The organism is Chelatococcus sp. XZ-Ab1, from assembly GCF_029309855.1.
GTDB classification, from domain to species: Bacteria; Pseudomonadota; Alphaproteobacteria; order Rhizobiales; family Beijerinckiaceae; genus Chelatococcus_A; species Chelatococcus_A sambhunathii.
The window spans coordinates 654,754-677,635 of the sequence record NZ_JARKII010000001.1; the positions used below are offsets into that span (position 1 = coordinate 654,754).

At 67.7% G+C, this 22,882-nt stretch carries 26 protein-coding genes and 1 tRNA gene; 10 read left to right on the forward strand and 17 right to left on the reverse strand.

The window, feature by feature from the left end; translation table 11 throughout:
* Positions 1-4: 4 nt before the first annotated feature.
* The 5 genes from recQ to P2T65_RS03190 all read right to left on the reverse strand — a co-directional run bounded on the left by recQ (position 5) and on the right by P2T65_RS03190 (position 5,058).
* Positions 5-1,816 carry a DNA helicase RecQ gene (gene recQ / locus P2T65_RS03170; protein WP_055457294.1) on the reverse strand — a complete coding sequence of 604 codons (1,812 nt, stop codon included), beginning with the start codon at positions 1,814-1,816 and terminating at the stop codon, positions 5-7.
* An 86-nt stretch (positions 1,817-1,902) separates the two neighbouring features.
* Entirely contained in the window at positions 1,903-2,646 is a 744-nt protein-coding gene (locus P2T65_RS03175; protein ID WP_245316205.1) for a transglutaminase-like cysteine peptidase, read from the reverse strand.
* An 80-nt stretch (positions 2,647-2,726) separates the two neighbouring features.
* Entirely contained in the window at positions 2,727-3,341 is a 615-nt protein-coding gene (locus tag P2T65_RS03180; protein ID WP_276199166.1) for a transglutaminase-like cysteine peptidase, read from the reverse strand.
* 335 nt (positions 3,342-3,676) lie between these two features.
* Positions 3,677-4,297, reverse strand: a complete 621-nt coding sequence (locus P2T65_RS03185) for a PilZ domain-containing protein (protein WP_055457291.1) — start codon at positions 4,295-4,297, stop codon at positions 3,677-3,679.
* Between the two features lie 173 nt (positions 4,298-4,470).
* Positions 4,471-5,058 (reverse strand): PAS domain-containing protein, encoded by a 588-nt coding sequence (locus P2T65_RS03190; protein WP_055457290.1) that lies wholly within the window; start codon positions 5,056-5,058, stop codon positions 4,471-4,473.
* Between the two features lie 479 nt (positions 5,059-5,537).
* On the opposite strand from P2T65_RS03190, the gene P2T65_RS03195 reads away from it, so the two are divergent.
* Complete coding sequence (locus P2T65_RS03195; protein ID WP_276199167.1) at positions 5,538-6,344, forward strand: rhomboid family intramembrane serine protease; 807 nt, start codon at positions 5,538-5,540, stop codon at positions 6,342-6,344.
* 132 nt (positions 6,345-6,476) lie between these two features.
* Entirely contained in the window at positions 6,477-6,908 is a 432-nt protein-coding gene (locus tag P2T65_RS03200; protein WP_055457868.1) for a CBS domain-containing protein, read from the forward strand.
* Between the two features lie 14 nt (positions 6,909-6,922).
* Here the strand turns inward: P2T65_RS03200 and P2T65_RS03205 are convergent, their stop codons facing one another.
* The 3 genes from P2T65_RS03205 to folE form a co-directional block, all read right to left on the reverse strand.
* Positions 6,923-7,918, reverse strand: a complete 996-nt coding sequence (locus P2T65_RS03205) for a patatin-like phospholipase family protein (protein WP_276199168.1) — start codon at positions 7,916-7,918, stop codon at positions 6,923-6,925.
* Positions 7,919-8,052: 134 nt separating this feature from the next.
* On the reverse strand, positions 8,053-8,478 hold the full coding sequence (gene hisI / locus P2T65_RS03210) for a phosphoribosyl-AMP cyclohydrolase (protein WP_055457287.1): 426 nt from the start codon (positions 8,476-8,478) through the stop codon (positions 8,053-8,055).
* A 36-nt stretch (positions 8,479-8,514) separates the two neighbouring features.
* Positions 8,515-9,111, reverse strand: coding sequence for a GTP cyclohydrolase I FolE (gene folE / locus P2T65_RS03215; protein ID WP_055457867.1), 597 nt, complete (start codon positions 9,109-9,111; stop codon positions 8,515-8,517).
* Positions 9,112-9,362: 251 nt separating this feature from the next.
* On the opposite strand from folE, the gene P2T65_RS03220 reads away from it, so the two are divergent.
* Positions 9,363-9,818, forward strand: coding sequence for an iron-sulfur cluster assembly scaffold protein (locus P2T65_RS03220; RefSeq protein ID WP_063189075.1), 456 nt, complete (start codon positions 9,363-9,365; stop codon positions 9,816-9,818).
* An 18-nt stretch (positions 9,819-9,836) separates the two neighbouring features.
* Here the strand turns inward: P2T65_RS03220 and P2T65_RS03225 are convergent, their stop codons facing one another.
* Positions 9,837-10,682, reverse strand: a complete 846-nt coding sequence (locus tag P2T65_RS03225) for a MipA/OmpV family protein (RefSeq protein WP_055457285.1) — start codon at positions 10,680-10,682, stop codon at positions 9,837-9,839.
* Positions 10,683-10,812: 130 nt separating this feature from the next.
* On the opposite strand from P2T65_RS03225, the gene yidD reads away from it, so the two are divergent.
* Together yidD and thrS are read left to right on the forward strand one after the other, a co-directional pair.
* Positions 10,813-11,181, forward strand: a complete 369-nt coding sequence (yidD, locus tag P2T65_RS03230) for a membrane protein insertion efficiency factor YidD (RefSeq protein ID WP_055457284.1) — start codon at positions 10,813-10,815, stop codon at positions 11,179-11,181.
* A gap of 51 nt (positions 11,182-11,232) precedes the next feature.
* Entirely contained in the window at positions 11,233-13,224 is a 1,992-nt protein-coding gene (gene thrS, locus P2T65_RS03235) for a threonine--tRNA ligase (protein WP_276199169.1), read from the forward strand.
* A 49-nt stretch (positions 13,225-13,273) separates the two neighbouring features.
* Here the strand turns inward: thrS and P2T65_RS03240 are convergent, their stop codons facing one another.
* Positions 13,274-14,158 carry a hypothetical protein gene (locus P2T65_RS03240; protein WP_055457282.1) on the reverse strand — a complete coding sequence of 295 codons (885 nt, stop codon included), beginning with the start codon at positions 14,156-14,158 and terminating at the stop codon, positions 13,274-13,276.
* Between the two features lie 254 nt (positions 14,159-14,412).
* Here P2T65_RS03240 and P2T65_RS03245 point away from each other — a divergent pair, with 254 nt between their 5' ends.
* Positions 14,413-14,994, forward strand: coding sequence for a nitroreductase (locus P2T65_RS03245; RefSeq protein WP_063189072.1), 582 nt, complete (start codon positions 14,413-14,415; stop codon positions 14,992-14,994).
* Positions 14,991-15,599 carry a flavin reductase family protein gene (locus P2T65_RS03250; RefSeq protein ID WP_055457280.1) on the forward strand — a complete coding sequence of 203 codons (609 nt, stop codon included), beginning with the start codon at positions 14,991-14,993 and terminating at the stop codon, positions 15,597-15,599. The genes P2T65_RS03245 and P2T65_RS03250 overlap by 4 nt, the downstream gene beginning before the upstream one ends.
* A gap of 81 nt (positions 15,600-15,680) precedes the next feature.
* Here the strand turns inward: P2T65_RS03250 and P2T65_RS03255 are convergent, their stop codons facing one another.
* Positions 15,681-16,571: a CoA ester lyase gene (locus tag P2T65_RS03255; protein ID WP_055457866.1), complete on the reverse strand. Its 891-nt coding sequence runs from the start codon at positions 16,569-16,571 to the stop codon at positions 15,681-15,683.
* Between the two features lie 5 nt (positions 16,572-16,576).
* Positions 16,577-17,068, reverse strand: a complete 492-nt coding sequence (locus P2T65_RS03260) for a MaoC family dehydratase (protein WP_055457279.1) — start codon at positions 17,066-17,068, stop codon at positions 16,577-16,579.
* A 189-nt stretch (positions 17,069-17,257) separates the two neighbouring features.
* Between P2T65_RS03260 and P2T65_RS03265 the strand changes: the two genes are divergently transcribed.
* Positions 17,258-18,481, forward strand: coding sequence for a DUF2336 domain-containing protein (locus tag P2T65_RS03265; RefSeq protein WP_276199170.1), 1,224 nt, complete (start codon positions 17,258-17,260; stop codon positions 18,479-18,481).
* Between the two features lie 5 nt (positions 18,482-18,486).
* Here the strand turns inward: P2T65_RS03265 and P2T65_RS03270 are convergent, their stop codons facing one another.
* Together P2T65_RS03270 and P2T65_RS03275 are read right to left on the reverse strand one after the other, a co-directional pair.
* Entirely contained in the window at positions 18,487-19,260 is a 774-nt protein-coding gene (locus P2T65_RS03270; RefSeq protein ID WP_276199171.1) for an NAD kinase, read from the reverse strand.
* 153 nt (positions 19,261-19,413) lie between these two features.
* On the reverse strand, positions 19,414-20,388 hold the full coding sequence (locus P2T65_RS03275) for an MBL fold metallo-hydrolase (RefSeq protein ID WP_055457276.1): 975 nt from the start codon (positions 20,386-20,388) through the stop codon (positions 19,414-19,416).
* A gap of 274 nt (positions 20,389-20,662) precedes the next feature.
* On the opposite strand from P2T65_RS03275, the gene P2T65_RS03280 reads away from it, so the two are divergent.
* A complete protein-coding gene (locus P2T65_RS03280; protein WP_071924484.1) occupies positions 20,663-20,974 on the forward strand; it encodes a hypothetical protein in 312 nt (103 codons plus the stop codon).
* A 91-nt stretch (positions 20,975-21,065) separates the two neighbouring features.
* Here the strand turns inward: P2T65_RS03280 and infA are convergent, their stop codons facing one another.
* The 3 genes from infA to P2T65_RS03295 form a co-directional block, all read right to left on the reverse strand.
* The gene (infA, locus tag P2T65_RS03285) at positions 21,066-21,344 is read right to left on the reverse strand and encodes a translation initiation factor IF-1 (RefSeq protein ID WP_055457274.1); all 279 of its coding nucleotides are present in this window, start codon (positions 21,342-21,344) and stop codon (positions 21,066-21,068) included.
* A 686-nt stretch (positions 21,345-22,030) separates the two neighbouring features.
* Positions 22,031-22,288: a glycine zipper domain-containing protein gene (locus P2T65_RS03290; RefSeq protein ID WP_055457273.1), complete on the reverse strand. Its 258-nt coding sequence runs from the start codon at positions 22,286-22,288 to the stop codon at positions 22,031-22,033.
* A 197-nt stretch (positions 22,289-22,485) separates the two neighbouring features.
* Positions 22,486-22,692: a hypothetical protein gene (locus P2T65_RS03295; RefSeq protein WP_055457272.1), complete on the reverse strand. Its 207-nt coding sequence runs from the start codon at positions 22,690-22,692 to the stop codon at positions 22,486-22,488.
* Between the two features lie 114 nt (positions 22,693-22,806).
* On the opposite strand from P2T65_RS03295, the gene P2T65_RS03300 reads away from it, so the two are divergent.
* A tRNA-Thr gene (locus P2T65_RS03300) sits at positions 22,807-22,882 on the forward strand.

A 22,882-nucleotide genomic window follows, 5' to 3' on the forward strand; every position in this document is an offset into this window, starting at 1 on the left:
GTGTTCAGCGTGCCTCGGCCGCATGCGCCGTGATGACCTCGAGAAAGGCCTCGGCATAGCGGGTGAGCTTCGACTCGCCGACGCCGGAGATGGCCGCGAGATCGGAGCGGGTGCGCGGCATGCGGGCCGCCATGTCCTGCAGCGTACGGTCGTGGAAGATGACGTAGGGCGGAACGTTCTGCTCCTTCGCCAATTCGAGGCGCCGCGCGCGCAGCTTCTCGAAGAGCTCGCGGTCCCCATCCGGCAGCGCCGTGACCGCCTGCCGACGCGCCGCCTTCCGGCCGCCAGGCTGCGGCTTCTTCAGCGCCCGCAGCATGATCGAGGATCGTTCGCGCAGGAAGCGCGCTCCCTTGGCGGAGATGGCGAGGCTGCCATGCCCGGCGACGTCGACGGTCACGAGGCCGTGGGCGACGAGCTGGCGGATGATGGAGCGCCACTGGTTGCGGTCGAACTCCCGGCCGATGCCGTAGGTGGAGAGCTTGTCGTGCCCGAGCCGCTCGATGCGCTCGTCCTCCTCGCCCAGGAGCACGGCGACGACATGGCCCTGGCCGAAGCGTTCGCCCGTGCGGTGGATGCATGAGAGCAGCTTCTGGGCGGCGATGGTGCCGTCGAAGGTCTCCGGCGGGTCGAGACAGACGTCGCAATTGCCGCAAGGCGGACAGTCGTCGCCAAAATAGCGCAACAAGACCTGGCGGCGGCACTGGCAAGATTCGGCGAAGCCGAGCAATGCGTCGAGCTTGCGGTGCTCCATGCGCTTGCGCTCCGCGGGGGCGTCGGATTCGTCGATGAAGCGGCGGCGCAGCGCCATGTCCTCGGCGCCGTAGAGCATGAGCGTCTCGGCGGGCAGCCCGTCGCGGCCGGCGCGGCCGGTCTCCTGGTAATAGGCCTCGATGCTGGCCGGCAGGTCGACATGCAGCACGAAACGCACGTCCGGCTTGTCGATACCCATGCCGAAGGCGATCGTGGCCACCATGACGAGGCCCTCGCCGTGCTGGAAGCGGCGCTGGTTGGCCTCGCGCGCTGCCATGTCCATACCGGCGTGATAGGCGAGGGCGGTGAAGCCGTGGGCGTTGAGCGTCGCCGCCACTTCCTCGGTCTTGCGCTTTGACAGGCAGTAGACGATGCCGCTCTCGCCCTTGCGTGCGGCGAGGAAGCGCAGCAGCTGCTGGGTCGTGCCCTGTTTCTCGGCGACGCCGTAGCGGATGTTGGGCCTGTCGAAGCCAGCGACGAAGCTGTTCCCGGCACCGATGGCGAGATGGGCAACGATCTCCTCGCGTGTCGGGGCGTCGGCCGTGGCCGTAAGAGCCATGCGCGGCACCTCCGGGAAGAGGTCGATCAGCACGTCGAGCGCGCGGTACTCGGGCCGGAAGTCGTGCCCCCATTGCGAGAGGCAATGGGCCTCGTCGATGGCGATGAGGGACAGGGGAACGGCCTTCAGCCGCTCGAGCGTCTCGGGCCTGAGCAGGGTCTCCGGCGCCATGTACAGGAGGTCGATCTTTCCGCGCCCCACCTCGTGCCAGAGCTCGTCCTTCTCCGCGCCCCAGATGCGCGAGTTGAGCGCAGCCGCCCGCACGCCCGCCTGGCGCAGCGTCGCGACCTGGTCTTCCATCAGCGCGATGAGGGGCGAGACGACGAGCCCGGTGCCGCGGCGTACCAGCGCCGGAATCTGGTAGCACAGCGACTTGCCGCCGCCGGTGGGCATCAGCACGAAGGCGTTCCGTCCGGCGATCACGTGGTCGATGATCGCCGCCTGGCGTCCGCGGAAGGCGCCATAGCCATAGACGGTCTTGAGGATATCGAGGGGCTGGGCTGACAAGGCGCGAGTCGCTGGAGGCGAGAGGGAGGTGCCTTGCTAGCCGATTTTCGCCGGCGGCGCACGTGGCCGCCGGCCGTCAGGCCGTGTCAGCGCGCCGCAGCGGTGGCCGTGCCGGCATCGGGCTGGCCAAGGGCGACCCAATGCATCGTGTCCTGCTGCGACTGGCGCTTGATGAAGCGGTAGCCGGTCGCCGTCCACGAGAGGATCGAATCGCGCTTGTTGTCGAGGATGAAGTCGCCGCGGGTGGTGCGCACGGTCAGCACCGCATGGCCGTCGCCGACCTCGTCCCGCACCACGGTGATCAGCAGGGCGCGGGCAGGGAAGCCCCGCTCGATGAGGAGCTTGCGCTTCATGAGCACATAATCCTCACAGTCGCCCTTGCCGTCGACCGGCAGGTCCCACGATTCCTCGACGCCCCAGTGTTCCATGTCTGTTACGGGTGTGATCGAACGGTTCACGTCGAGGTTGATGCGGACGATGTCGTGCCAGTCCGATCGGTCGAGGTCGATGATGCTGGGGCCGCCCGCGTCATCGGTGCATTCGCTCCAGTTCGTGCGGCAGAAGGCAAGCCAGCCGACCGGCGGGCGGGCCATCGTGCGCTCGATGGCAGAGGAAGCGTCGGGGAGATTGACTTCAAGCTGGCGGGCCTGGGAAACGGAAGCCGTCTTGCGCGTATCGGCCTCGGCCGTGGCAGCCAGCGAAACGAGACACAAGGCTGCAAGCGCCAGAATGACGGAGGTACGCGAACCCATCGACCGCCCCAACCCCTTTAAGACTTCGTTTACCTTTTCACAGGCGGGGGTGATGCCGCAAGGCAGCGCAGGCGTCAACGTCTCATCAAGGTTAACATTTGTTCATGGCTGTGGTTTTCGAGGCACGCAGCGCCGGCCTCGCAAGGCCGGCAGGGTCGTCAGCGCGGACTCGCCGTCATCTCGGAGCCCTGGTGGCCGAGGGAGGTCCAGCCGGCGAAATCCTGGCTCTCGCGCTTCACGAAGACATAGCCGGTGGCGAGCCAGGGCAGGACGGCGTCGCGCTTGTTGTCGAGGATCAGGTCGCCCCGGTCGGTGCGCACCATCAGCACGGCATGGCCCTCGCCGTTCTCGTCGATGACGACGGCAAGGCGCAGCGCCCGCCGGGGCAGGCCAGCCTCGGCGAGCAACCGGCGCTTCAGCAGCGCGTAGTCCTCGCAATCGCCCCTGCCGCTGTCGGGATAGTTCCAGCTTTCGACGACGCCCCACTGCTCCTCGTCGGTCTGCGGCACGATGGCGCCGTTGACCTTGCGATTGATGGCGGTCAGCAGCCGCCACCGGCGGGCATCGAGGTCGATCTGCGCCTCTTCCTGCCGGTCGACGGCACAATCGGCCGGGTGCATGCTGCAGAATTGCAGCCAGCCGACCGGCGGGCGGGCGAGGCCGTGCTCGGCGGCTGTTGGCGTCGGCTCCGGCCGCTGCCCGTACGCCAGGGCACCGTCCGCCGCGACGGCGCCGGCGAGGATGAGGACCAATGCGACGATAGGATTTTTCATTGTCGCCTCCCAATTCGTCGGGAGACATCTTAGGGCAGCAAAATCCATCGACATTCAATAAAACAAACGTAATTTTACAGATATACGGGCCATTAACGCATGTTTTGTTAAGTAAATCGAGGATTAATTCAATTTCAGCGCATTTTATCGAGGCCGTCCACCCGACGGTGACAATAGGAGAGCGCCCTCTTCCAGCGTCCGGGCCGGGCTTATCCCGGCCATCCACGCCTCCCGGCTTGTGCGCGATTTCATGGCGTGGATGCCCGCGACGAGCGCGGGAATGACGGCGGAGGGCGGCTGGACGATTGCCTTCGCGGCACCCCGGCGGCGTACCATCAGAGCTCGATCGTCTCGTCGAAGTCTTGCTCGGGGAGCGGCACGAGGAATTCCACGGCGAAGCCGCCTTCGAAGTGGCGCATGACGCGGCCTTCGGTGCGGCCGAGCGTGACCATCGTCCCGACCGCCGGGGCGGCGGCAGATGAAACGGCGGCGCCGGACAGCGAAATGTCGATGATGCGCACCGTCTGGCGGTCGCCACCGGCGATTGCCATCGTCGTCAACTGCCGGTTGGGCACGATGCGCTCGTGGCGGCGATCCTCGGGCAGCCCAAGCGTGTCGCGGTGCACCAGCCACATCAGCTGGGTCGCGATCTTCTCGCGCTTGCGTGGTGTCGCGGTGAAGCGCACGGCAAAGCCATTGTCTATATGACGGGTCACCTCGCCTTCGAGGCGGCCGATCTGCTCGAGATAGATGATGACCCGGTCACCGATGGCGCCAGGTGTCGGAGCTACGAGGCTGACGCCGCCGGGCGACATGTCCAGCGTCTGGCACGGATACTCCTGCTTGTCCGGCAGCATGTAGCGGCCGACGAGCGTGACCGGCACCCGCTGATGGCGCCGTCGATCCTGCTTGTTGGCACGCAAGGCAATAGTTGTCGGTGAAATCGGCCGTGCCATCGTGTCGAAATACCAAGCTGCGGAGAATCAGCCAGCGGACGAGTACAATAGATACTTGATCCCCGACGATCCATGAAGCGCCGAAAGCGCGTGAACAGTCATGCGCTCTTGTCTTGCGCGAAGCTGTTGCCCTTCGGGACGACAGCGCTGCGGTCCGCCCTTCGGCCGGGGGGTCAGCCCCGCCCGCCGCGAAAGACCATCAGATGACCGCGGCGGTCCTGAACGGCGCCCGCCACGGCCGGGCGGTCGGTTCCTTCCGGCCAGAGGACCCGCGCCGAGGTGAAGGCGAGGGGAGGAAGAGGAGCGAGACCGAGCCAGTCGGGTGGGGCTGCAGGCGAGAGCGCGCCGAGCATGCGGGCATGGGTCTTGCCGCGATAGCGCAGCGGCAGGAGCATGAGTTCCAGGTCGAGCGGTTGCCCCGACGAGGCAGGCGCTGCCGGGTGCGGACGCGCCTCGGCACCGGCGACGACGCCTGCCTGGTTGTCGAGGACGAGGGCGATGGCGCGCCGGCTCTCATGGCGGCTGTCCTCGTGCCAGAGGGAGGTGAAGGCACGCCCCTTGAGATCCTCCCCGACGAGGCTGCACAGCCGCGCGCCGGCCAAGCGGAATAGGGGCTCGCCGCCGTCAATGTCCAGGATGAAGGTGTCGCCCAGGATGTGGCGGATCTCGCCAGGCGCGATCTCTCCCCGCTCGGGCGCTGCTCGCTCCCCGCGCAGGCGGTTCCAGTAGTCGTAGAGTGCGCGGCTCGTCACATGTTTCATTTTGACCCGCTGTCGTCCCGGCTCCGTGCGCGACCGTGCGGCGCACCGGCGGGAGGGGAGTGGCGAGCGGCGCGTGGTTGTGCCGTTTCCTTCCAGCCCGGCACGGTTGCCGACATCATGTTCTCGAGAATGCAGCACCCGTGCCAGGGATGGGGAGAGGTGCCCGACGTTTACCTTTCGTTAGGGTTAATCGTTCCTTGCCGTTGCCCCTTGTGGGCCAGCGCGCCATGCTCCGGACCATGCGGCGAGCGGTCTTCTGACCCTGCCAGCAGGAGCGTCGAACGAGATGCCGGGTGATTGCCACGGCACGGGACAAGGATGGCACCGGGGGAGAGGCGAAAAGCCTCTCCCCCTTGGCGCTCGCGTGGGCCCTCTGCGCGCCATGGCGGATTGACGCGGCGGGCAAACTGTTGCCTGTTGCCGCGGCGGCGGCCGCGGCGGGCGTCGTGGCCACCTTCGACGCTTGCCTTTCGGAGCCCATGTCGCACCAGCCTTCCTCCGGCCCCTCGCGCGAGCCGATGTTCAACGCCCCGGCGGTCGTCGTCGGGTCGATCGCCGTCATCGTCGCCATCCATATCCTGCGTTCCGTCATCGGCGAGGAGACGGATTTCCGCATTCTCGTGGACTTCGGCTTCATCCCGGCACGGCTCGTCGTCGGCCTCGGCTTCGAGAGCCTCGATGCCATCGTGGCCCGGGCGGCGGCGATGCCCGAGGGCGGCTACTGGCAGATGTTCGCACGCCTCGTCCTCGGCGACGGTGCCGCGCCGTGGGCCCTCGTCACTTATTCACTGCTCCATGGCTCGTGGGCGCATCTCGGGGCCAATTCCCTATGGCTGCTCGCCTTCGGCAGCGCCGTTGCGCGGCGCTTCGGCGCGGTGCGCTTCCTCGTCCTGTGCCTTGTCTGCGCCATTGCAGGGGCGCTGGCCCATCTCGCGAGCCGGCCGTTCGACGTCGTGCCGATGATCGGCGCCTCGGGTGCCATCTCGGGCGTGATGGCGGCGGCCGCGCGTTTCGTTTTCCGGCCGGACTGGGGCCACATGTTCGGCATCGACCTCAGCGCCCACCGCATGCCGGCCGAGAGCCTCGGCCAGCTCATGCGCAACCGCCGGGCCCTTGCTTTCATCGGCATCTGGTTCGTCGTCAATCTCGCCTTCGGCGTCGCCGCCCTGCCGCTCGGTCTGGCCGAGGGCGGCATCGCCTGGGAGGCGCATATCGGCGGCTTCGTCGCGGGCCTGCTGCTCTTTCCGCTCTTCGACCACGCTCATTCGCGCGAGCGCGCGGACTGAGCCGCGGTATCCCCCGGCCGCCTTGCGCTCGCCGAGGAGTGCCACCACTATGGCTCAAGTGGGTGAATCGCAGGCGTTGGGTGCCGTTGCGATCGCACGGGACTAGCGCCTCGATCTGGCATGGAGGAGCTGATGACCGTTGCCCAGATCCTGGCGGCCAAGGGCCGCAGCGTCGTGACCATTTCTCCGAACAAGACGCTCATGGAGGCAGCCCAGCTTCTCGCCGAGCGGCGCATCGGCGCCGTCGTCGTGGTGGACGAGGGCGGCAAGGTTCTCGGCATCCTCTCCGAGCGTGACATCGTCCGCGAGATCGCCAAGGCGGGAATTGACGCGCTGAAGGAAGCGGTGAGCCGGCACATGACCGAGAAGGTCGTGACCTGTACGAGCGCCTCGGCGATCACGGACATCATGGGGATCATGACCGAGGGCAAGTTCCGACACCTGCCGGTGGTGGAGGACGGCAAGCTGACGGGCCTCGTTTCCATAGGCGACGTGGTCAAGTATCGGGTGGCGGAGATCGAGGCCGAGCACAAGGCCATGCGCGAGTATATCGCCATGGCCTAGCAGGGCACGGGCCGTCAGCCCCGCTCGGCCAGCGGGACCTCCAGCATCTCGCGCAACTCGGCGAGGGCGCGCTCGGTGGCTTCCATGCCGAGCGCGATGGCTTCGTCGGCTCGATGGAAGTCGAACAGCCCCATGCGGCCGAGGCGTGGCGACACCATGACGTCCGGCGGGTCTCCGGCGAGGCGCGAGCGGGCGATGCGGTCCTGCGTGATGTTGAAGGCATCGACCATCACGGCACCGATGCCGGGTGCGCCGTCGGAGCGCCGGCCGAACTGGCGCATGCGCATGGCGGCTCCACGGACGGGTGCGAAGAGGCCGCGGCTTGTCTGTGCCTCCTCCTCGTTGAGGTCTTCATCCGTGCCGTGCGCAGGAATGACGGCGCCGCGGCCGCGCGTGTCGCTGCCGTTGAGATTGACGCAGAGCACGATCTCCGCCCCGAGCGCCCGGGCCGCCGTCACCGGGATCGGATTGACAAGGGCGCCGTCCATCAGCCAGCGGCCGCCGAGGCGCACGGCATCGAAGATGCCGGGCAGAGCATAGGAGGCGCGCAGGGCCTCGGTGATGGAGCCGCGCGTCAGCCAGATCTCGTGGCCGCTGCCGAGCTCGGTGGCGATGGCGACGAAGCGGGGCGTAAGGGCCTCGATGCGAATGTCGCCGAGGTGGTGCGACAGCATGCGCCTGAGGCGCTGACCGGCAATGAGGCCGGAGCCGTTGAGGTGAAAATCCATCAGTCCCATCACGCGCCGCTTGGTCAGCGAGCGTGCGAAATCCTCGAGCTCGTCCAGCTTGCCGCAGGCAAAGCAGCCGCCGACCACGGCGCCGATGGACGTGCCGGCGATGACGTGCGGGACGAGGCCCTCACGCGCCAGGACGCGCATCACGCCGATGTGCGCCCAGCCGCGTGCCGCGCCGCCTCCGAGAGCGATGCCGAAAGGGCGCTGCGTCCGCGGCACGGCCAGGTTGGGCTCAACGGCCACGGTCGCCGTCAGCGATGCGAGGTCTTCGAACATCCGGTCGCCCTCCGCAGGAGCACAATGCAGCCTGGCAGGATGAAGTTGCCGTGGAATGAATGAAAGAGGCTTATGTCGTCCTTGTGTCGCCCTGGGCGCCTTCGGCTTTGGTCGCCCGGGCGCCTCGTTCCGTGTCACGCCGCGTCGTCGAAGACGAGGCGTCCGCGGCCGTCCGGCTCGGTGATGACGCGCCGGTAGAAGCAGGAGCGGCGCCCGGTGTGGCAGCAACCGCCGTCGCCGCCGACCTCGACCTTGAGGACGATGGCGTCCTGGTCGCAATCGACGCGCATTTCGACAACTGTCTGTATCTGGCCCGAGGTGTCGCCCTTGTGCCAGAGGCTGGCACGCGAGCGGGACCAGTACCAGGCTTCTCCGGTCTCGACGGTACGGGCGAGGGCCTCGGCATTCATGTGGGCGACCATGAGCACCTCGCCGGTTGCCGCGTCGGTCGTGACGCAGGTCAGGAGCCCGTTCGCGTCGAAGGCCGGCATCAGCCGGTCGCCCTCCTCGACGTCCGCCTTGCTGCCGCGCGCGGCGATGAAGTCACAGCGTTCGCACATGTCCTGTCTCTTGGTTCGAAGTCCCGCCCCGAGGCATCATCCTGCCGTCCGGTCGCGGCCGCAGCGCAGCAGCGTGAAGAAGCGCACCTGCTCGGCCGGATCGTCGCGGAAGACGCCGCCGAAGCGGGTGGTCACGGTCAGCGAGCCCTGTTTCTGCACGCCGCGCATGGACATGCACATGTGCTCGGCCTCGATCATCACCGCCGTGCCGCGCGGGGAAAGGTGCGTCTCGATGGTATCGGCGATCTGGGTCGTCAGCGTCTCCTGCGTCTGTAGGCGCCTGGCATAGGCATCGACCAAGCGGGCGAATTTCGACAGGCCGACGACACCGCCCGCGGGGTAATAGGCGATGTGCGCGCGGCCGACGAAGGGAACCATGTGGTGCTCGCAGTGGGAATGGAAGGGAATGTCCCGTACGAGGACCATCTCCTCGTAGCCGCCCACATCCGTGAAGGTGCTGCCGAGCAGATCGGCCGGGTTCTCGCGATAGCCGGCGTAGACCTCCTCGAAGGTGCGAACAACGCGCTCGGGCGTCCCGACGAGGCCCTCCCGATCCGGATCGTCGCCGGCCCAGCGGATGAGGGTGCGTACGGCCGCCTCCGCCTCGGCGCGGCTCGGGGGCGGTGCCGCCATCTTGTTGCAGTCGCTCCCGGCGGCGCCCGTGTTCGACGATTTCGCGGCAGTCTTCATCCGGCCTCTCCCGATCGGCAACGGGCCCCCGGACCCGAAATGCATCCCTTGCCGCGCATCGGCTGCACGTCGTCGCCGACACCTGCCGCACTCCGCGCCGGCTTATGGTCGGCGGCGCGCTTTTGCATCCATGCTGCGGGCCTTATATAGGGGACCGGCACGGATGGAACCAAATCCGTCAGGTTGGAGCGGGTATGCTCTCGGATATCTACAACAGGCGCATTCTGGAACTGGCGGCGGACATTCCACGGCTCGGGCGGCTTGCCGCGCCGCACGGCAGCGCCACTGCCCATTCCAAGCTCTGCGGGTCGACGGTGACCGTCGACGTGATGCTGGACGGCGGGCGCGTCAGCGACTTCGCCCACGACGTGAAGGCCTGCGCCCTCGGCCAGGCGTCGTCATCCATCATGGCGCGCAACGTCATCGGGGCGGATGCGGCGGAATTGCGTGAATTGCGCGAGACGATGCGGCGCATGCTCAAGGACAACGGCCCGCCGCCGGGCGGGCGCTGGGCGGAACTTGCCGTGCTCGAGCCGGTGCGCGATTACAAGGCCCGGCACGCCTCGACGCTGCTGACCTTCGACGCGGTTGTCGAGGCGGTCGACAAGGCTCTTGCGGCAAAGGCCGAAGCGCCAGCGGCCGAGGCCTGAGCTGCCGGCGTGGCTAACTTACCAAGTGGTCTTGAAGGAATAGGCTGCCGTGACGCCGACGCTGAACTGGTTGCGCGAGCCGAAGGAACGCACCACCGGGCTCTTGCCCGCGTCGCCTGTCAGGTAGTCATAGCGACCGAAGACGGTGGTGTTCCACTCGTCGCTCCAGTCGTAGGACACCGCCGCGGCGGCACCGATGGAGCGCATGCCGCCGTCGGCCTTGAAAGGCCAGACCCGGCCGTTGAGCGCGGCCTCGTAGGGTGTCACGCTATAATACTTGTCCATGTAGTCGCCGTCGGCGAGGACGACGCGCGGGCCGCCGGAGATGGTGAGGCGATCGATCCGCTGTACCCAGTCGAGACCGACGCCGCCGACGAAGCCACTGCCGTTGAGGCCGTGGCGGATCTCGAAGCGGGCGCGCAGCTGCTCGGTCGGCCACAGTTCGATGAAGACGCCAGGCTCGATGGTCCAGTTGATCTTCGACAGGCCGAAGAGGCGCCGGTCGTCCTCGTAGTAGCGGCCGCCCCGATAGGCGGCGACGACGCCAAAGCTGACGAGCGGGTTGCCGTAGAAGGTGAGGCTCACCCCATCGTCCGGGGCCGCGAAGCGCTTGGGCTCCGTGGCGCGGCGGATGGTGAAGGACGGGAAGGCGACGAAGCTCGACTTGTCCGATCCCTCGTATTTGGGCGTTATCTGGGCATTACCCTTGATCGTGAGGATCCAGTCGTTGGGACCGACCGGTTCGCCGGCGAAGGTCGTCTCATAGGGACGGGACGACTGCGCGAGGGCGGTGGACGACAATGCGAATGCGCCGAGGGCCGAAGCGGCCAGAGTGGCGGCAAGAGCGACGCGGCTGCCAGACAATGTGCTACTCCTGAATGAATGCCGGCACTCTGGCGCAGCGCAGTTAACGTTTCGTGGCAAAAACGACGCGAAACGTAGCTCCTGCTCCAGGCGTAGCCATATGGAAGGCGATTCCCCAGCGGCAAGAAACATGAATCCCGGTCAGTGGATAGCGCATCTTCTCATTCGTGGCTACCAGCTCACGCTGTCGGCCTTCGTCGGGCGCCAGTGCCGGCACTGGCCGAGCTGCTCGGCCTATACGGACGAGGCGATCCAGGCGCATGGCCTGTGGGCCGGCGGGTGGATGGGGTTTGCCCGGATCTGCCGTTGCACGCCGCTCGGCACGAGCGGCATCGATCTCGTGCCGGAGGCGTTGCCGCCGGCAAGCGCCTGGTATAAGCCGTGGACCTATGGGCGCTGGCGCGGCGTCAACGCGCCGCCGGCCTTCGCCTGCGAGGCCGTCGAACCGGGCGGCGACGGTGCCTCGCCCGCGCAAGGAGCGCCGTCCGGACAACCCTGAGATGAAAACGCTTACCTGCCGTCGTTTGCAGGAGTGAGCGGGAGACTGTTGATGATCACGCTGACCTTTCCCGATGGCGCCGCGCGCCAGTTCCCCGAAGGCATTTCCGGGCGCGAGGTCGCCGAAGGCATCGCGAAGTCGCTTGCCAAGCGCACCGTGGCCATGGCGCTTGACGGCAACCTCGCCGACCTTGCGGACCCGATCACGCGCGATGCCAGGATCGAGTTCGTCTCGCGCGACGATCCGCGCGCGCTGGAACTCATCCGGCACGACTGCGCCCATGTGCTGGCCGAGGCGGTGCAGACGCTCTTTCCCGGTACCCAGGTCACCATCGGCCCGGTCATCGAGAATGGTTTCTACTACGACTTCTATCGCGAGAAGCCCTTCACGCCCGAGGATTTCCCGGTGATCGAGGCCAAGATGCGCGAGATCATCGCCCGCGACGCTGCCTTCACCAAGGAGGAGTGGTCCCGCGAGCAGGCGCGCTCGCATTTCGAGATGAAGGGCGAAGCCTTCAAGGTCGAACTGGTCGATACCATCCCTCCGGGCGAGACGCTGAAGATCTACCGGCAGGGCGAGTGGCTGGATCTCTGCCGCGGGCCGCACATGACGAGCGTCGGCAAGGTCGGCACTGCCTTCAAGCTGATGAAGGTGGCCGGCGCCTATTGGCGCGGCGATTCCAACAATCCGATGTTGACCCGCATCTACGGTACCGCCTGGGCCACCCAAGAGGACCTCGACGCCTATCTCAGGCAGCTCGAGGAAGCCGAAAAGCGCGACCATCGCCGCCTCGGGCGGGAGATGGACCTGTTCCACTTCCAGGAGGAGGGGCCGGGCACCGTCTTCTGGCATCCCAAGGGCTGGACGCTGTTCCAGAACCTCATCAGCTACATGCGTCGGCGCCTCGCCGCCGACTATGAGGAGGTGAATGCGCCTCAACTCCTCGACAAGTCGCTGTGGGAGATCTCCGGCCACTGGGGCTGGTATCGCGAGAACATGTTCGCGGCGACCTCGGCCGGCGACGAGACCGAGGACGAGCGCGTCTTCGCCATCAAGCCCATGAACTGCCCGGGCCACGTGCAGATTTTCAAGCACGGGCTGAAGTCCTACCGCGATCTGCCGCTGCGGCTTGCCGAATTCGGCGCCGTGCACCGCTACGAACCTTCGGGCGCCCTGCACGGGCTGATGCGCGTGCGCGCCTTCACGCAGGACGATGCGCATGTCTTCTGCACGGAGGACCAGCTCGCCGAGGAGTGCCTGAAGATCAACGATCTCATCTTGTCGACCTATGCCGACTTCGGCTTCGACGAGATCGTGGTCAAGCTCTCCACGCGGCCGGAGAAGCGCGTCGGCTCCGACGCCCTGTGGGACCACGCCGAGGAGGTGATGGGCAAGGTGCTCGAGCAGATCGCCGCCCAGTCGGGCAACCGCATCAGGACGAGCATCAACCCGGGCGAGGGCGCCTTCTACGGGCCGAAGTTCGAATATGTGCTGCGTGACGCCATCGGCCGCGACTGGCAGTGCGGCACGACGCAGGTGGACTTCAACCTGCCGGAGCGCTTCGGCGCCTTCTATGTCGATCAGGACGGTCAGAAGAAGACGCCTGTGATGGTGCACCGCGCCATCTGCGGCTCGATGGAGCGTTTCGCCGGCATCCTCATCGAGCATTTCGCCGGGCATTTCCCGCTATGGCTCGCGCCCCAGCAACTGATGGTCTGCACCATCACCTCGGAGGCGGACGATTATGCCGTCGAGGTGCTGAAGGCGGCGAAGAAGGCCGGCCTGCGCGGCGATGTCGACCTGCGCAACGAGAAGATCACCTACAAGGTGCGCGAGCACTCGCTCGCCAAGGTGCCGGTGCTCCTCGTCGTCGGCAAGAAGGAGGCGGCGGAGCGCACGGTCTCCATTCGCCGGCTCGGCTCGCAGCAGCAGGTATCGATGACGCTCGATGAGGCGCTCGCCTCGCTGGTGGACGAGGCGGTGCCGCCGGACCTCCGCCGCGAGCGCGCCGAGACGCCGGCGCTCAAGCAGGCCGTGGCCTGAGAAGCCATTCCCTCTCCCCCGCGCGGGGAGAGGGAATCCATGCTCTCCCCTACCGCGCCACCACCTCGATGTCGCGGTCCTGCCCGCTTTCGACGGTGAATTCGCGCGTGTAGACCTGGCCCTCGTGGCGGGCGATGACGACGTATTCGCCTTCCGCCAGGACGAAGGAGGGGAAGGCGCCGATCTCTTCGCGGATGACGTCCCCGCCCGGGGTCAGCACGCTGAAGGCGGTGCCGGCGAAGGCTTCGCCGCCCGCAGCGCGGACCAGCTTCAGCGTCACCGTGGCGGCGCGATGATTGAGCGTGGCGTCGGTGAGCTTGCCGTTCTCGACCTTGAGGTCAGCCCGCATGAGGGCATTGGAATCGCCATAGCTGGAGACAACGTGGTAGGTCCCCTCCGGCAGGCGCACGACCGAGCCCGAGCGCGCCTTCTCGACGACGAGGCGGCCTTCGTCGTTGTTGCCGACGGGCACGAAGACGGAAAAGGTCATCTTCTCGGGCGGGATGGGGTTCGTGCCGATGGCGCCGCGGATGCGCAGGCCGCCGGCCGCGATGGTCAGCCGCTCGACGGTGTCGCGCGTGAGGGAGACGCGGCGCGTGGCGCTGGCGAAGCCATAGGCCGCGTGGATGCGGTAGTCGCCCTTGGGCAGGGTGACGGAGGGCGACGCGTCCTGCGACTTGACCATGATCTTGAAGTCCTCGCCGTCCGGCGCATCGGCATAGACGCGCCAGACGAGCCCTTCTCCGATGGGCTTGGTCTCGCCGGAGAAGACGGCGCTCAGATAGAGGGTCGCGGTGCCTTGCGTGTCCTGGAGCTGCGGCGGCGGCGCGTTCTGCAGCCGCGGGGGCATCTGCGCAAGAGCGCCGGCTGCCAGCAAAGGCAGGCAGAACGCCGTCAGGGCAAGTGCGCTCCAGCGATTGAAGACCTTGATCACGTTGCTGGTTTTCCGTTCGTGCCGGGAGCCGGAGAGATCTTTCCATAAGCGCCCCGGCGAGCAGTTGCCACCCAATTGTGAATGGAAGGTGGCATCGTGCGGCGGCACGGCCTCGCGCGGGGGGCATTGCCGCGCGGGCGGCCATGCGCGCGACGGCGTTGACGCAGGGCGGCGGAGTCGCGATGACAACGGCGGGCACGAGGCGCCGAAACGACGCTTTTTTTCAAGCAGTTCCAGTCTGGAGCGAAGAGCCGATGTCGAATGAAACGATCGCACTCCTCAGCGCGCGCCGCTCCGTGGCCGCACGCCAGATGCAGGCCCCGGCGCCAAGCGATGAGGAGCTCAATACGCTCCTGACCCTCGCCGCGCGGGTGCCCGACCACGGCAAGCTTGTCCCCTGGCGTTTCATTGTCTTCTCGGGCGAAGCCCGCGTGAAGGCCGGGGAGATCATCGCGGCCGCCTTCGCCGCCGACAATCCGGAGGCGGACGAGAAGCGCCTCGCCGCCGAGCGCGAGCGCCTGACGGGTGCTCCGCTCGTCGTCGCGGTCGTCTCGCGGGCGACGCCGCATCCGAAGATCCCGGAGTGGGAACAGGTGCTGTCAGCCGGCGCGGTGTGCATGAACCTCGTCGTCGCCGCGAACGCGATGGGCTTCGCCACGAGTTGGATCACCGAGTGGTACGCCTATGACCGGCGCGTGCTCGAGGCGTTCGGCCTTGCCGCCAACGAGCGTATCGCCGGCTTCGTCCACATCGGCACGGCCAGCGAGACGCCGCCGGATCGGCCGCGGCCGGAGCTGTCCGCCATCGTCACCCGTTTCGATGAGCAGGGCCGATGATCTACGACGCCGTCGCCCGTGACCACGGGCTGCCGCACGATCCCTTCAAGGCCCTCGTCGCGCCGCGGCCGATCGGCTGGATCTCGTCCCTCAACGACCGGGGCGAGGTCAATCTCGCGCCCTACAGCTTCTTCAACGCCTTCTCGACCTACCCGGCCATCGTCGGCTTTTCGAGCGAGGGACAGAAGGATTCCGTCGCCTTCATCGCCGAGACGGGCGAGTTCGTCTGCAACATTGCGACCTATCCGTTGCGCGACGCGATGAATGCGACCTCGGCGCCGCTGCCGCGCGGCGTCAGCGAGTTCGAGGCGGCTGGGCTCGTGCCGGAGCCTTCGCGCTTCGTCAAGCCGCCGCGGGTGCGCGGCATCGCGGCGGCGCTCGAATGCAGGCGCCTGCAGATCATCCGGCTCGAGGACATGGACGGACGCGCGCTCGACCGGTGGCTCGTCCTTGGCCAGGTGGTCGGTATCTATATCGACGACCGCTACCTCAGGGACGGGCTCGTCGACACCGCCGCCATGCAGCCCATTGCCCGGCTCGGCTATCATGACTACAGCGTCGTGGACGAGGTGTTCTCCCTGGTGCGGCCGAAGGGTGGGGAGTAAGAGGGGCGGGTCCGTCGTGCAAATGCTCCCTCTCCCTGCGTGCGGGGAGAGGGATACGTCGCGCCCGGCCGATCCGGCGACCTATGAGGTGCGACCTTCAATCCTCGTCGGCGCACGCGCGAGCACGCGCTCGGCGCGCTTCAGGTGCGGACGGTCGACCATCTCGCCACCGACGGCGAGCACACCGGCCTGCGGATTGGCGGCGAAGGCCTCCACGATGGCGCGGGCTTCGGCCATTGCCTCGGGCGTCGGCGTGAAGGCGGCATTGATGACTGGCACCTGCGCCGGGTGGATCGCCATCTTGGCGACGAAGCCGTCGCGCCGGGCCGCCTCGCATTCGGCGGAGAGCCCGTCGAGATCGCGGAAATTGGTGAAGACGGCGTCGACCGCATCGACGCCCGCTGCCGCGGCGCCCATGAGGGTCAGCGAACGGGCGAGGCGATAGGGCTCGGCATACCGGCCGTCCGGCAGGCGGTTCGTCTCGGCTCCGATGTCGGCTGAGAGATCCTCGCCGCCCCAGGCGAGGCCCGTGAGGCGATGGCTCGCGCCGGCATAGGTGCCGAGCGCGAAGACGCCGCGGGCCGTCTCAGTGCCAATGGCGAGGATGCGGGTCCTGCCGTCGCCGAGGCCGAATTCGGCCTCGCGCACCGCGATCTTGGCGCCGAGATGCGACACGTCGGGGCCGCCGGCGGCCTTCGGCAGCACGATGCCATCGGGTCCCGCCGCCATGACGGCGTCGAGATCATCTTCGCTCAGGCCGCTGTCGAGCGCGTTGATGCGCACGTAGAGCAGGGGCCGCGCCGGCTGGTTGCCGACATCGCGCAGGAAGTCGGCGGTGACGCGCCGAGCGGTTTCCTTCTCCGACAGCGCGACGGAATCCTCGAGGTCGAGAATCAGGGCGTCCGCCCCGGCCGTCAGTCCCTTGTCCAGCTTCCTGCGGCTGTCGCCGGGGACGAAGAGCAGCGAGCGCATGGTCGTCACACCACGGGGCGCTTGCGCATGAAGGCCTGCCGCCGACATTCGGCGACGAGCGTGCCATCCTGCTTGTAGGCGCGGTGCAGGAAGTCGACGATGCCGGCGTCGGGGCGCGAACGCGAAATGCGCACGGCAACCACCTCCGTCGTCACATTGATGGTGTCGCCCTCGAAGAGCGGCGCGGGAAAGCGCACATCCGTCATGCCGAGATTGGCGATGGTGGTGCCGACGGTGGTGTCGTTCACCGAAATGCCGATCATCAGGCCGAGGGTGAACAGCGAGTTCATCAGCGGCCGGCCCCATTCGGTCTCGGTGGCGCAGAAATGCGCGTCGATGTGCAGAGGCTGGGGATTGAGCGTCATGTTCGAGAACAGCATGTTGTCCATCTGCGTCACGGTTCGCGTGAGGCGATGGCGGATGAGCTGGCCGACGCTGAAGTCTTCGAAGTAGAGCCCGCCGCGCGGATGCGGACTACCGTTTGCCTGGGCCGTCATGGAGTAGAGGTCCCCTCCGATTACCGTGTTCAGACTTCGTTTACCATAACCGCCTCATGCTGCGAGGCGAGCCATATCGCACTCTCCCCCGTTCCTGTGACCCGGGGAAACCGCGATATGCACATATGGCTTTGGTGGGCGTGCGGACCGGCGGGGCTCCGGCCGCATCCGCCGGTTGGGATCGGGGCAATGATCATCCGCCGCTTTCTGCACTGGGTTCGCTCCGCCGCGGCAAGCGAGCGGGCGCGAGGGGCGGCGGCGCTCGCTCGTGCCTATGTTGCGGCCCGGCTTTCGCCCGAGGAGCGGCGGGAGGCGGAGGCGGCGCTGCTCAGCCTCCTTGATGACACGTCCGCAGCCGTCCGGCGCGCCGTGGCGCGTGAACTCGGCTCCGAACTCGACATCCCGCGCCATCTCGTGCTGGCGCTCGCGCGTGATCAGAGCGACGTCGCGGCGCTCGTCCTCGCCCGCTCGCCGCTGCTGATGGCCTCCGACCTCGTCGATTGTGTCGAGGCGGGAGATGCCCTCGCGCAGACCGCCGTCGCGGTTCGCCCGGGGTTGCCGCTTGCGGTTGCCTCGGCGCTCGTCGCGGTCGGCGCGCCGGATGCGCTCGTGGCACTTGCGGAGAATCACGGCGCGCCCCTGCCCGAGTTCCTGATGCACCGCATGCTCGATCGACATGCGAAGTTGCCGGCCCTGCGCGAGGCTTTGCTGGCGCGGCCCGGCCTGCCGGCCGCCGTGCGCCAGCGGATCGCCGTGGCCGTTGCCGAGCAGTTGACGGCCTTCGTCGCCCGCCGGCGCTGGCTCGGCATGGAGCGCGCGGAAGGCGCCGCGCGCGAATCGGGCGAACGGACGGTGCTGACCATCGCCGCGACGGCGCCGGACGATCCCTCCGTCGCGGCGCTCGTGCGGCAACTGCGGCAGGAGGGTCGGCTGACGCCGCGACTGCTGCTGCGCGGACTCCTCAGCGGCGAGGAACGGCTGTTCGCCGGTGCGTTGGCGGAACTCGCCGAGGTGCCGCCGGGACGGGTCGCGGCGCTCGCCGGAGACGAGCGCGGACGGGGGCGCGAGGCCCTGCTGGAACGGGCCGGTATTCCCGTTGCCCTGCGGCCGGCCTTTCTCGTCGCCTGGTCCGCCTGCCGGGCGTACTCCGGCCACCGGTGGGAAGAAGGTGGTCCCGTCGGCCTGTTCCGTCCGATTCTGGAGCGTGTGATCGCCGCCTGCGCCTCGCGCGGCGATGCCGACGGGGATGCCTTGACGGCGCTGCTGCGGCGCTTCGAGGCCGAGATTGCGCGGGAGGAGGCGCGGGGCACGGCGGCGCGCCTTGCGGAGAGCGCAGCGCTCGGCGCGCTGATCGAGGCGGACCGCGCCGTCATCGAGGGACAGCGCTCCGTTTCGCGGCCCATTGCTGCCTGAGGCAGTCAATAGCCGAATTGCTCACGCAGGATGCGCTCGTCCAGGCTGTGGCCGGGATCGTGCAGCATGACGAGGTCCACGCTGCGGTCCATGGCGATATCGACCCGCGTCACAGAGCGAAACTCCGTATGGTCGGCCACGGCGCTGACCGGGCGCTTGTCGGCTTCGAGCACGTCGACGCGCACGCGCGCGTGGTCTGGCAGCAGGGCGCCGCGCCAGCGCCGCGGGCGGAAAGCGGAAATCGGCGTCAGCGCCAGGAGCGGTGCGTTGAGCGGCAGGATCGGCCCGTTGGCGGAGAGGTTATAGGCCGTCGAGCCGGCGGGGGTTGCGACAAGCAGGCCATCGGCGGTCAGTTCCTCGAGCCGCACGAGGCCGTCGACGGAGACGCGCAGCTTCGCCGCCTGATAGGTCTGGCGCAGCATGGAGACCTCGTTGATGGCCCGTGCCTGGTGCGGCATGCCGGCTGCGTCGTGCGCGATCATCAGCAGGGGATGCACCACGCTGCGCTCGGCCTCCTCCAACCGGTCCACGAGGTCGTTCTCAAGGAACTCGTTCATCAGGAAGCCGACGGAGCCGCGGTTCATACCGTAGATCGGCTTGCCGGTGCCCATGAAGCGGTGCAGCGTCTGCAGCATCAGGCCGTCACCGCCGAGGGCGACGATCACGTCGGCTTCGTCCGGCGGGTGGGTGCCGTAGCGGGCGACGAGACTGGCTGCGGCCTTCTGCGCCTCGGGCGCGTCACTTGCGACGATGGCGATCTTACCGAAACGGCGGGCCATGGGCGCCTCTGTCCTCGCAGGCCGAAACAGCGCAGGCGGGCGCCCGGCGCATCCATCGGCGGGGAGGAGACCCATAGCCGCAATGGGGGCATCCCGTCCAGCAAGGATGCCGGACGGGCCGCGGCGCGAGGAATGCCGCGCCGGTCCGCATGTTCAGATGATGGGGCTCCAGGCCACGGGCACGAAGGCGAAGCCGTCGCCATCGCGGGCGATATGGCCGGTCGCCGGGAAAGGAGCGTGGTAGAAAGCCACCTGCATCTTCTCGCTTGCCACCATGTCGAGCAGGCGCTTGCGCGTCTCGCGCGCCATGTCGCCGTCCATGTCGAAGATGGCTTGCCACTCGGGATTGCGAACGAAGAGGGCTGGGTGGTTGGTGGTGTCGCTCATCACCATGAGGCGTCCGTCGCCGGCGGTGACGGCAAAGGCCGTATGGCCCGGCGTATGGCCATAGGCGGCGACGGCCGTCACGTTGGGCACCACTTCGCTGTCGGCCTTGAAACGCTTCACGTCGCCCGCGATGGGGCCGAAGACGCGGCGCACGTTCTGGAAGGCGCCCTTCATACCATCGGGTGCCGCGGCCATCCTGGCATCGTCCATCCAGAAGGCCCATTCGGCCTCTGGCACCAGCACCTCCGCGCCCGGGAAGACGGCCGTGCCGTCCTTGAGTCTCAGCCCGTTGATGTGATCACCGTGGAAATGGCTGATGACCACGGTTTCGACGGCGGCGGGATCAAAGCCGGCGGCGCGGAAGTTCGTCATCCACAGGCCGCTTGTCGGCGCACCCGAATCGCCGTTGCCCGTGTCGATCAGCGTCAGCTTGCCGCCACGGTCGATGACGAGGGTGGTGAACGGGATGGTGAGGCTGTCGCGCGGCAGGAAGGCGGCATCGAGCGCGCCGTGGACATCATCGATCTGCGCGTTGCGGATGAATCCGTCGAGCGGCCGGCGGGCAACCCCGTCGTTGACCGCCGTGATCATCAGGTCGCCCACCCTGTAGCGATAGAAGCCTGGCGCCTGTCGGTCAGGCTCGACCGGCGCGGCGGCGGGAAGCGTCTGGGCGGAGGCAGGAACGGCCATGGCGCTGCCGGCCGCGGCGGCCGAAACGAGTAGACTGCGACGATCCAGCATGGCTGCCTGCTCCTCCCAGTGTCGATGAAATTCCTGCCGGCGGCCTCCCGGCCGGGAGGATGCTTCACGAGCCCGTCCGGCCCAGCCGTTCCGGCACCCTCGATATGGTCCACAGCCTGCGCCGAGGGTCGATCCGCCTTCCCGTCACAAGTGTGTGACCCCGGGTTGTGCGGCGGGGGAATGCCGCGTCACTGGCGCGAGCGGCTTGGCGACATCATATTCTCGCCCGGTGGGCGTGATGTGTTCGCGGCCAGACGTCAAGAAGGATCAGATCATGCAGGGGTACGACCCCCGTTTTGGCCCGCAGATGCGCATTGTGCGCCTGTCCCGCTGGCAGCTTTGGCTTGCAGCCGCCGTGGGGCTGGCGCTCGTCGTCACGCTCGCCATCGTCGCGGCCGGCGTCTTCCTCGTCGTGCTGCCGGTCGTCGTCGTTGCGGGGCTCGGCTATCACCTGTGGATGAAGTGGCGCGGGCAACGCCCCGGGGGGCGCGCCGGCGACATGGTCATCGATGCCGAATATTCGATTGTACGCCGCGAGGATGAGCGGCACATCGACGCGCGCGGTGCGCCCGAGGACCGTCGATAGCAGGAGCCGTGCCGGCCGCGCCATGTCAGGCCGTCAGGCCAGTCGGGATATCAGGCCCTCAGGCTGGTAGGAGCCGACCGCCCTCGGCTTCTCAGCGGCGCCGCGGCGGAGGGCCACGCCGGGCGGCACCGGGACCGGGCGCGCCGCCGTCGGTTTTGTGACGGAAGGTGATGCGGCCCTTGTCCATGTCATAGGGCGTCATTTCCACGGTCACACGGTCACCAGCGAGGGTGCGGATGCGGTGACGCTTCATGCGGCCTGCGATGTAGGCCAGGATTTCGTGGTCATTCTCGAGGACGACGCGAAACTTGCCGTCGGGCAGCACGTCGACAACGGTGCCTTCAAACTCGATGGTATCTTCTTTCGACAACAGCTCTTCCTTTCAGAACGCGGACGATCCGCTTCCCTGCCGCAGCAGCCAAGGCGCCCCGACGAGGCCGGAGATGCGATCCGGCGCCGGCCGCAAGGCTCGTGACGAGGCTCATGGCGAGGCTCATGGCACGCCTCGCCCGATGAACCGATCACCCGCCGTTCGGCGCGCCTTTGAACAGGCCTCTGGACTGTGCGGCATGCCAATAGCGGCGCCACCGTTGCGGTCAGGGAAACACGACCGAGGCATGCGTGTGCCTTCCGCAGGCACGAGGCTGGCCGGAACGGCGCCACCGGCGCGCTCATAGCACACTTTATGCCATCAGCGCCAACAAAAGCGATGTGATCGGCGCCAGCCCGTCATCAGGCCGCGCTACAGGAAGAGCCAAGCAAGGACAGCGAGTGTCAGGCTGGCGAGCAGGATGACAAGAACCGGCCGTCCGAGCCGCCCCTGCCTTGCTTCGCGCGGGGTGAGTTGCGGTTCATCGGCCATCGCTCGCCTCCGTCGCTCCGATAAAATGGCTCCCGTCAGACGCCATCGCCCGCCAAGGCGCGATGGCCTGCGATGTTCTCCCCCGGCGCCGCCCGGCCCTAGCGCCGCGGCAGCGACCGTTTTGAAACGACTGTCGCCCGCAATGCCTCATGCCTGCGGGCGACGGTCATGGGCCCACGATCGGGCCGGATGGCTCAATAGCACTCGCGATAACGGCGGCCACGATAGTAGTAATATTCACACTGCTGGCCGGTGGCGGCACCGACCATGGCACCGCCGGCCGCGCCGATGGCGCCACCCACGACGGCGCCGCCGGCCGTTCCGGTCGCGGCTCCGCCAACGGCGGCGCCGGCCGCACCGCCGATCAGCGCGCCGCCAACGGCCCGCTCCTCAGGAGTGTTGCACGCAGCAAGGGTGAGGGCCACAGCGGCGCAGACAAGATATTTCGTCATGTGGTCATCCTTTCGGATTCGTCTTCCTGGTGCTTTATGGAAAAGCATCTCGTCGCGCAGTCGCCATGAGTGCTTCCGCCATGAGTGCTTCCGCAAGGCAAAACGCATCATCTGCGTGTTGGTTCCCGGCCACCGTCGTTTCGGTCGCAGGCTCGTCTGCGGCGCACGCTGCCAGAACGCGCCAGGGTGCCGGTTGTTCATCGTCGGCCGTCACGATAGAGGCGAATGAGCTTCTTGCCGCGGTCGCTGATAACGATGCGCGACGGCCGCTCGACGGCCAGGCCGAGCTCGAGGAGCAGATGCCGCATGAGTGGCGGGATGAGATCCGCCTCCGGCGCGCCGCGGTTGAGGCGCTGCAGGGCTTCCCACTCCTCCTCCGACAGGTCCGACCGATCGACAGCCATAGCTTTTCCGGGCTTCCGTCCTCGTTGGCGCGGCCTGCTGCCCTCCGGCAGTCCCGGCAGCATTGCCTCTTGCGGCCGCGGGCGAAGCCTGTTAGCCGAAATGCATGGGCCGGCGCCGGTTTAGCTCAGTTGGTAGAGCAACCGCCTTGTAAGCGGTAGGTCGTCAGTTCGAGTCTGACAACCGGCACCA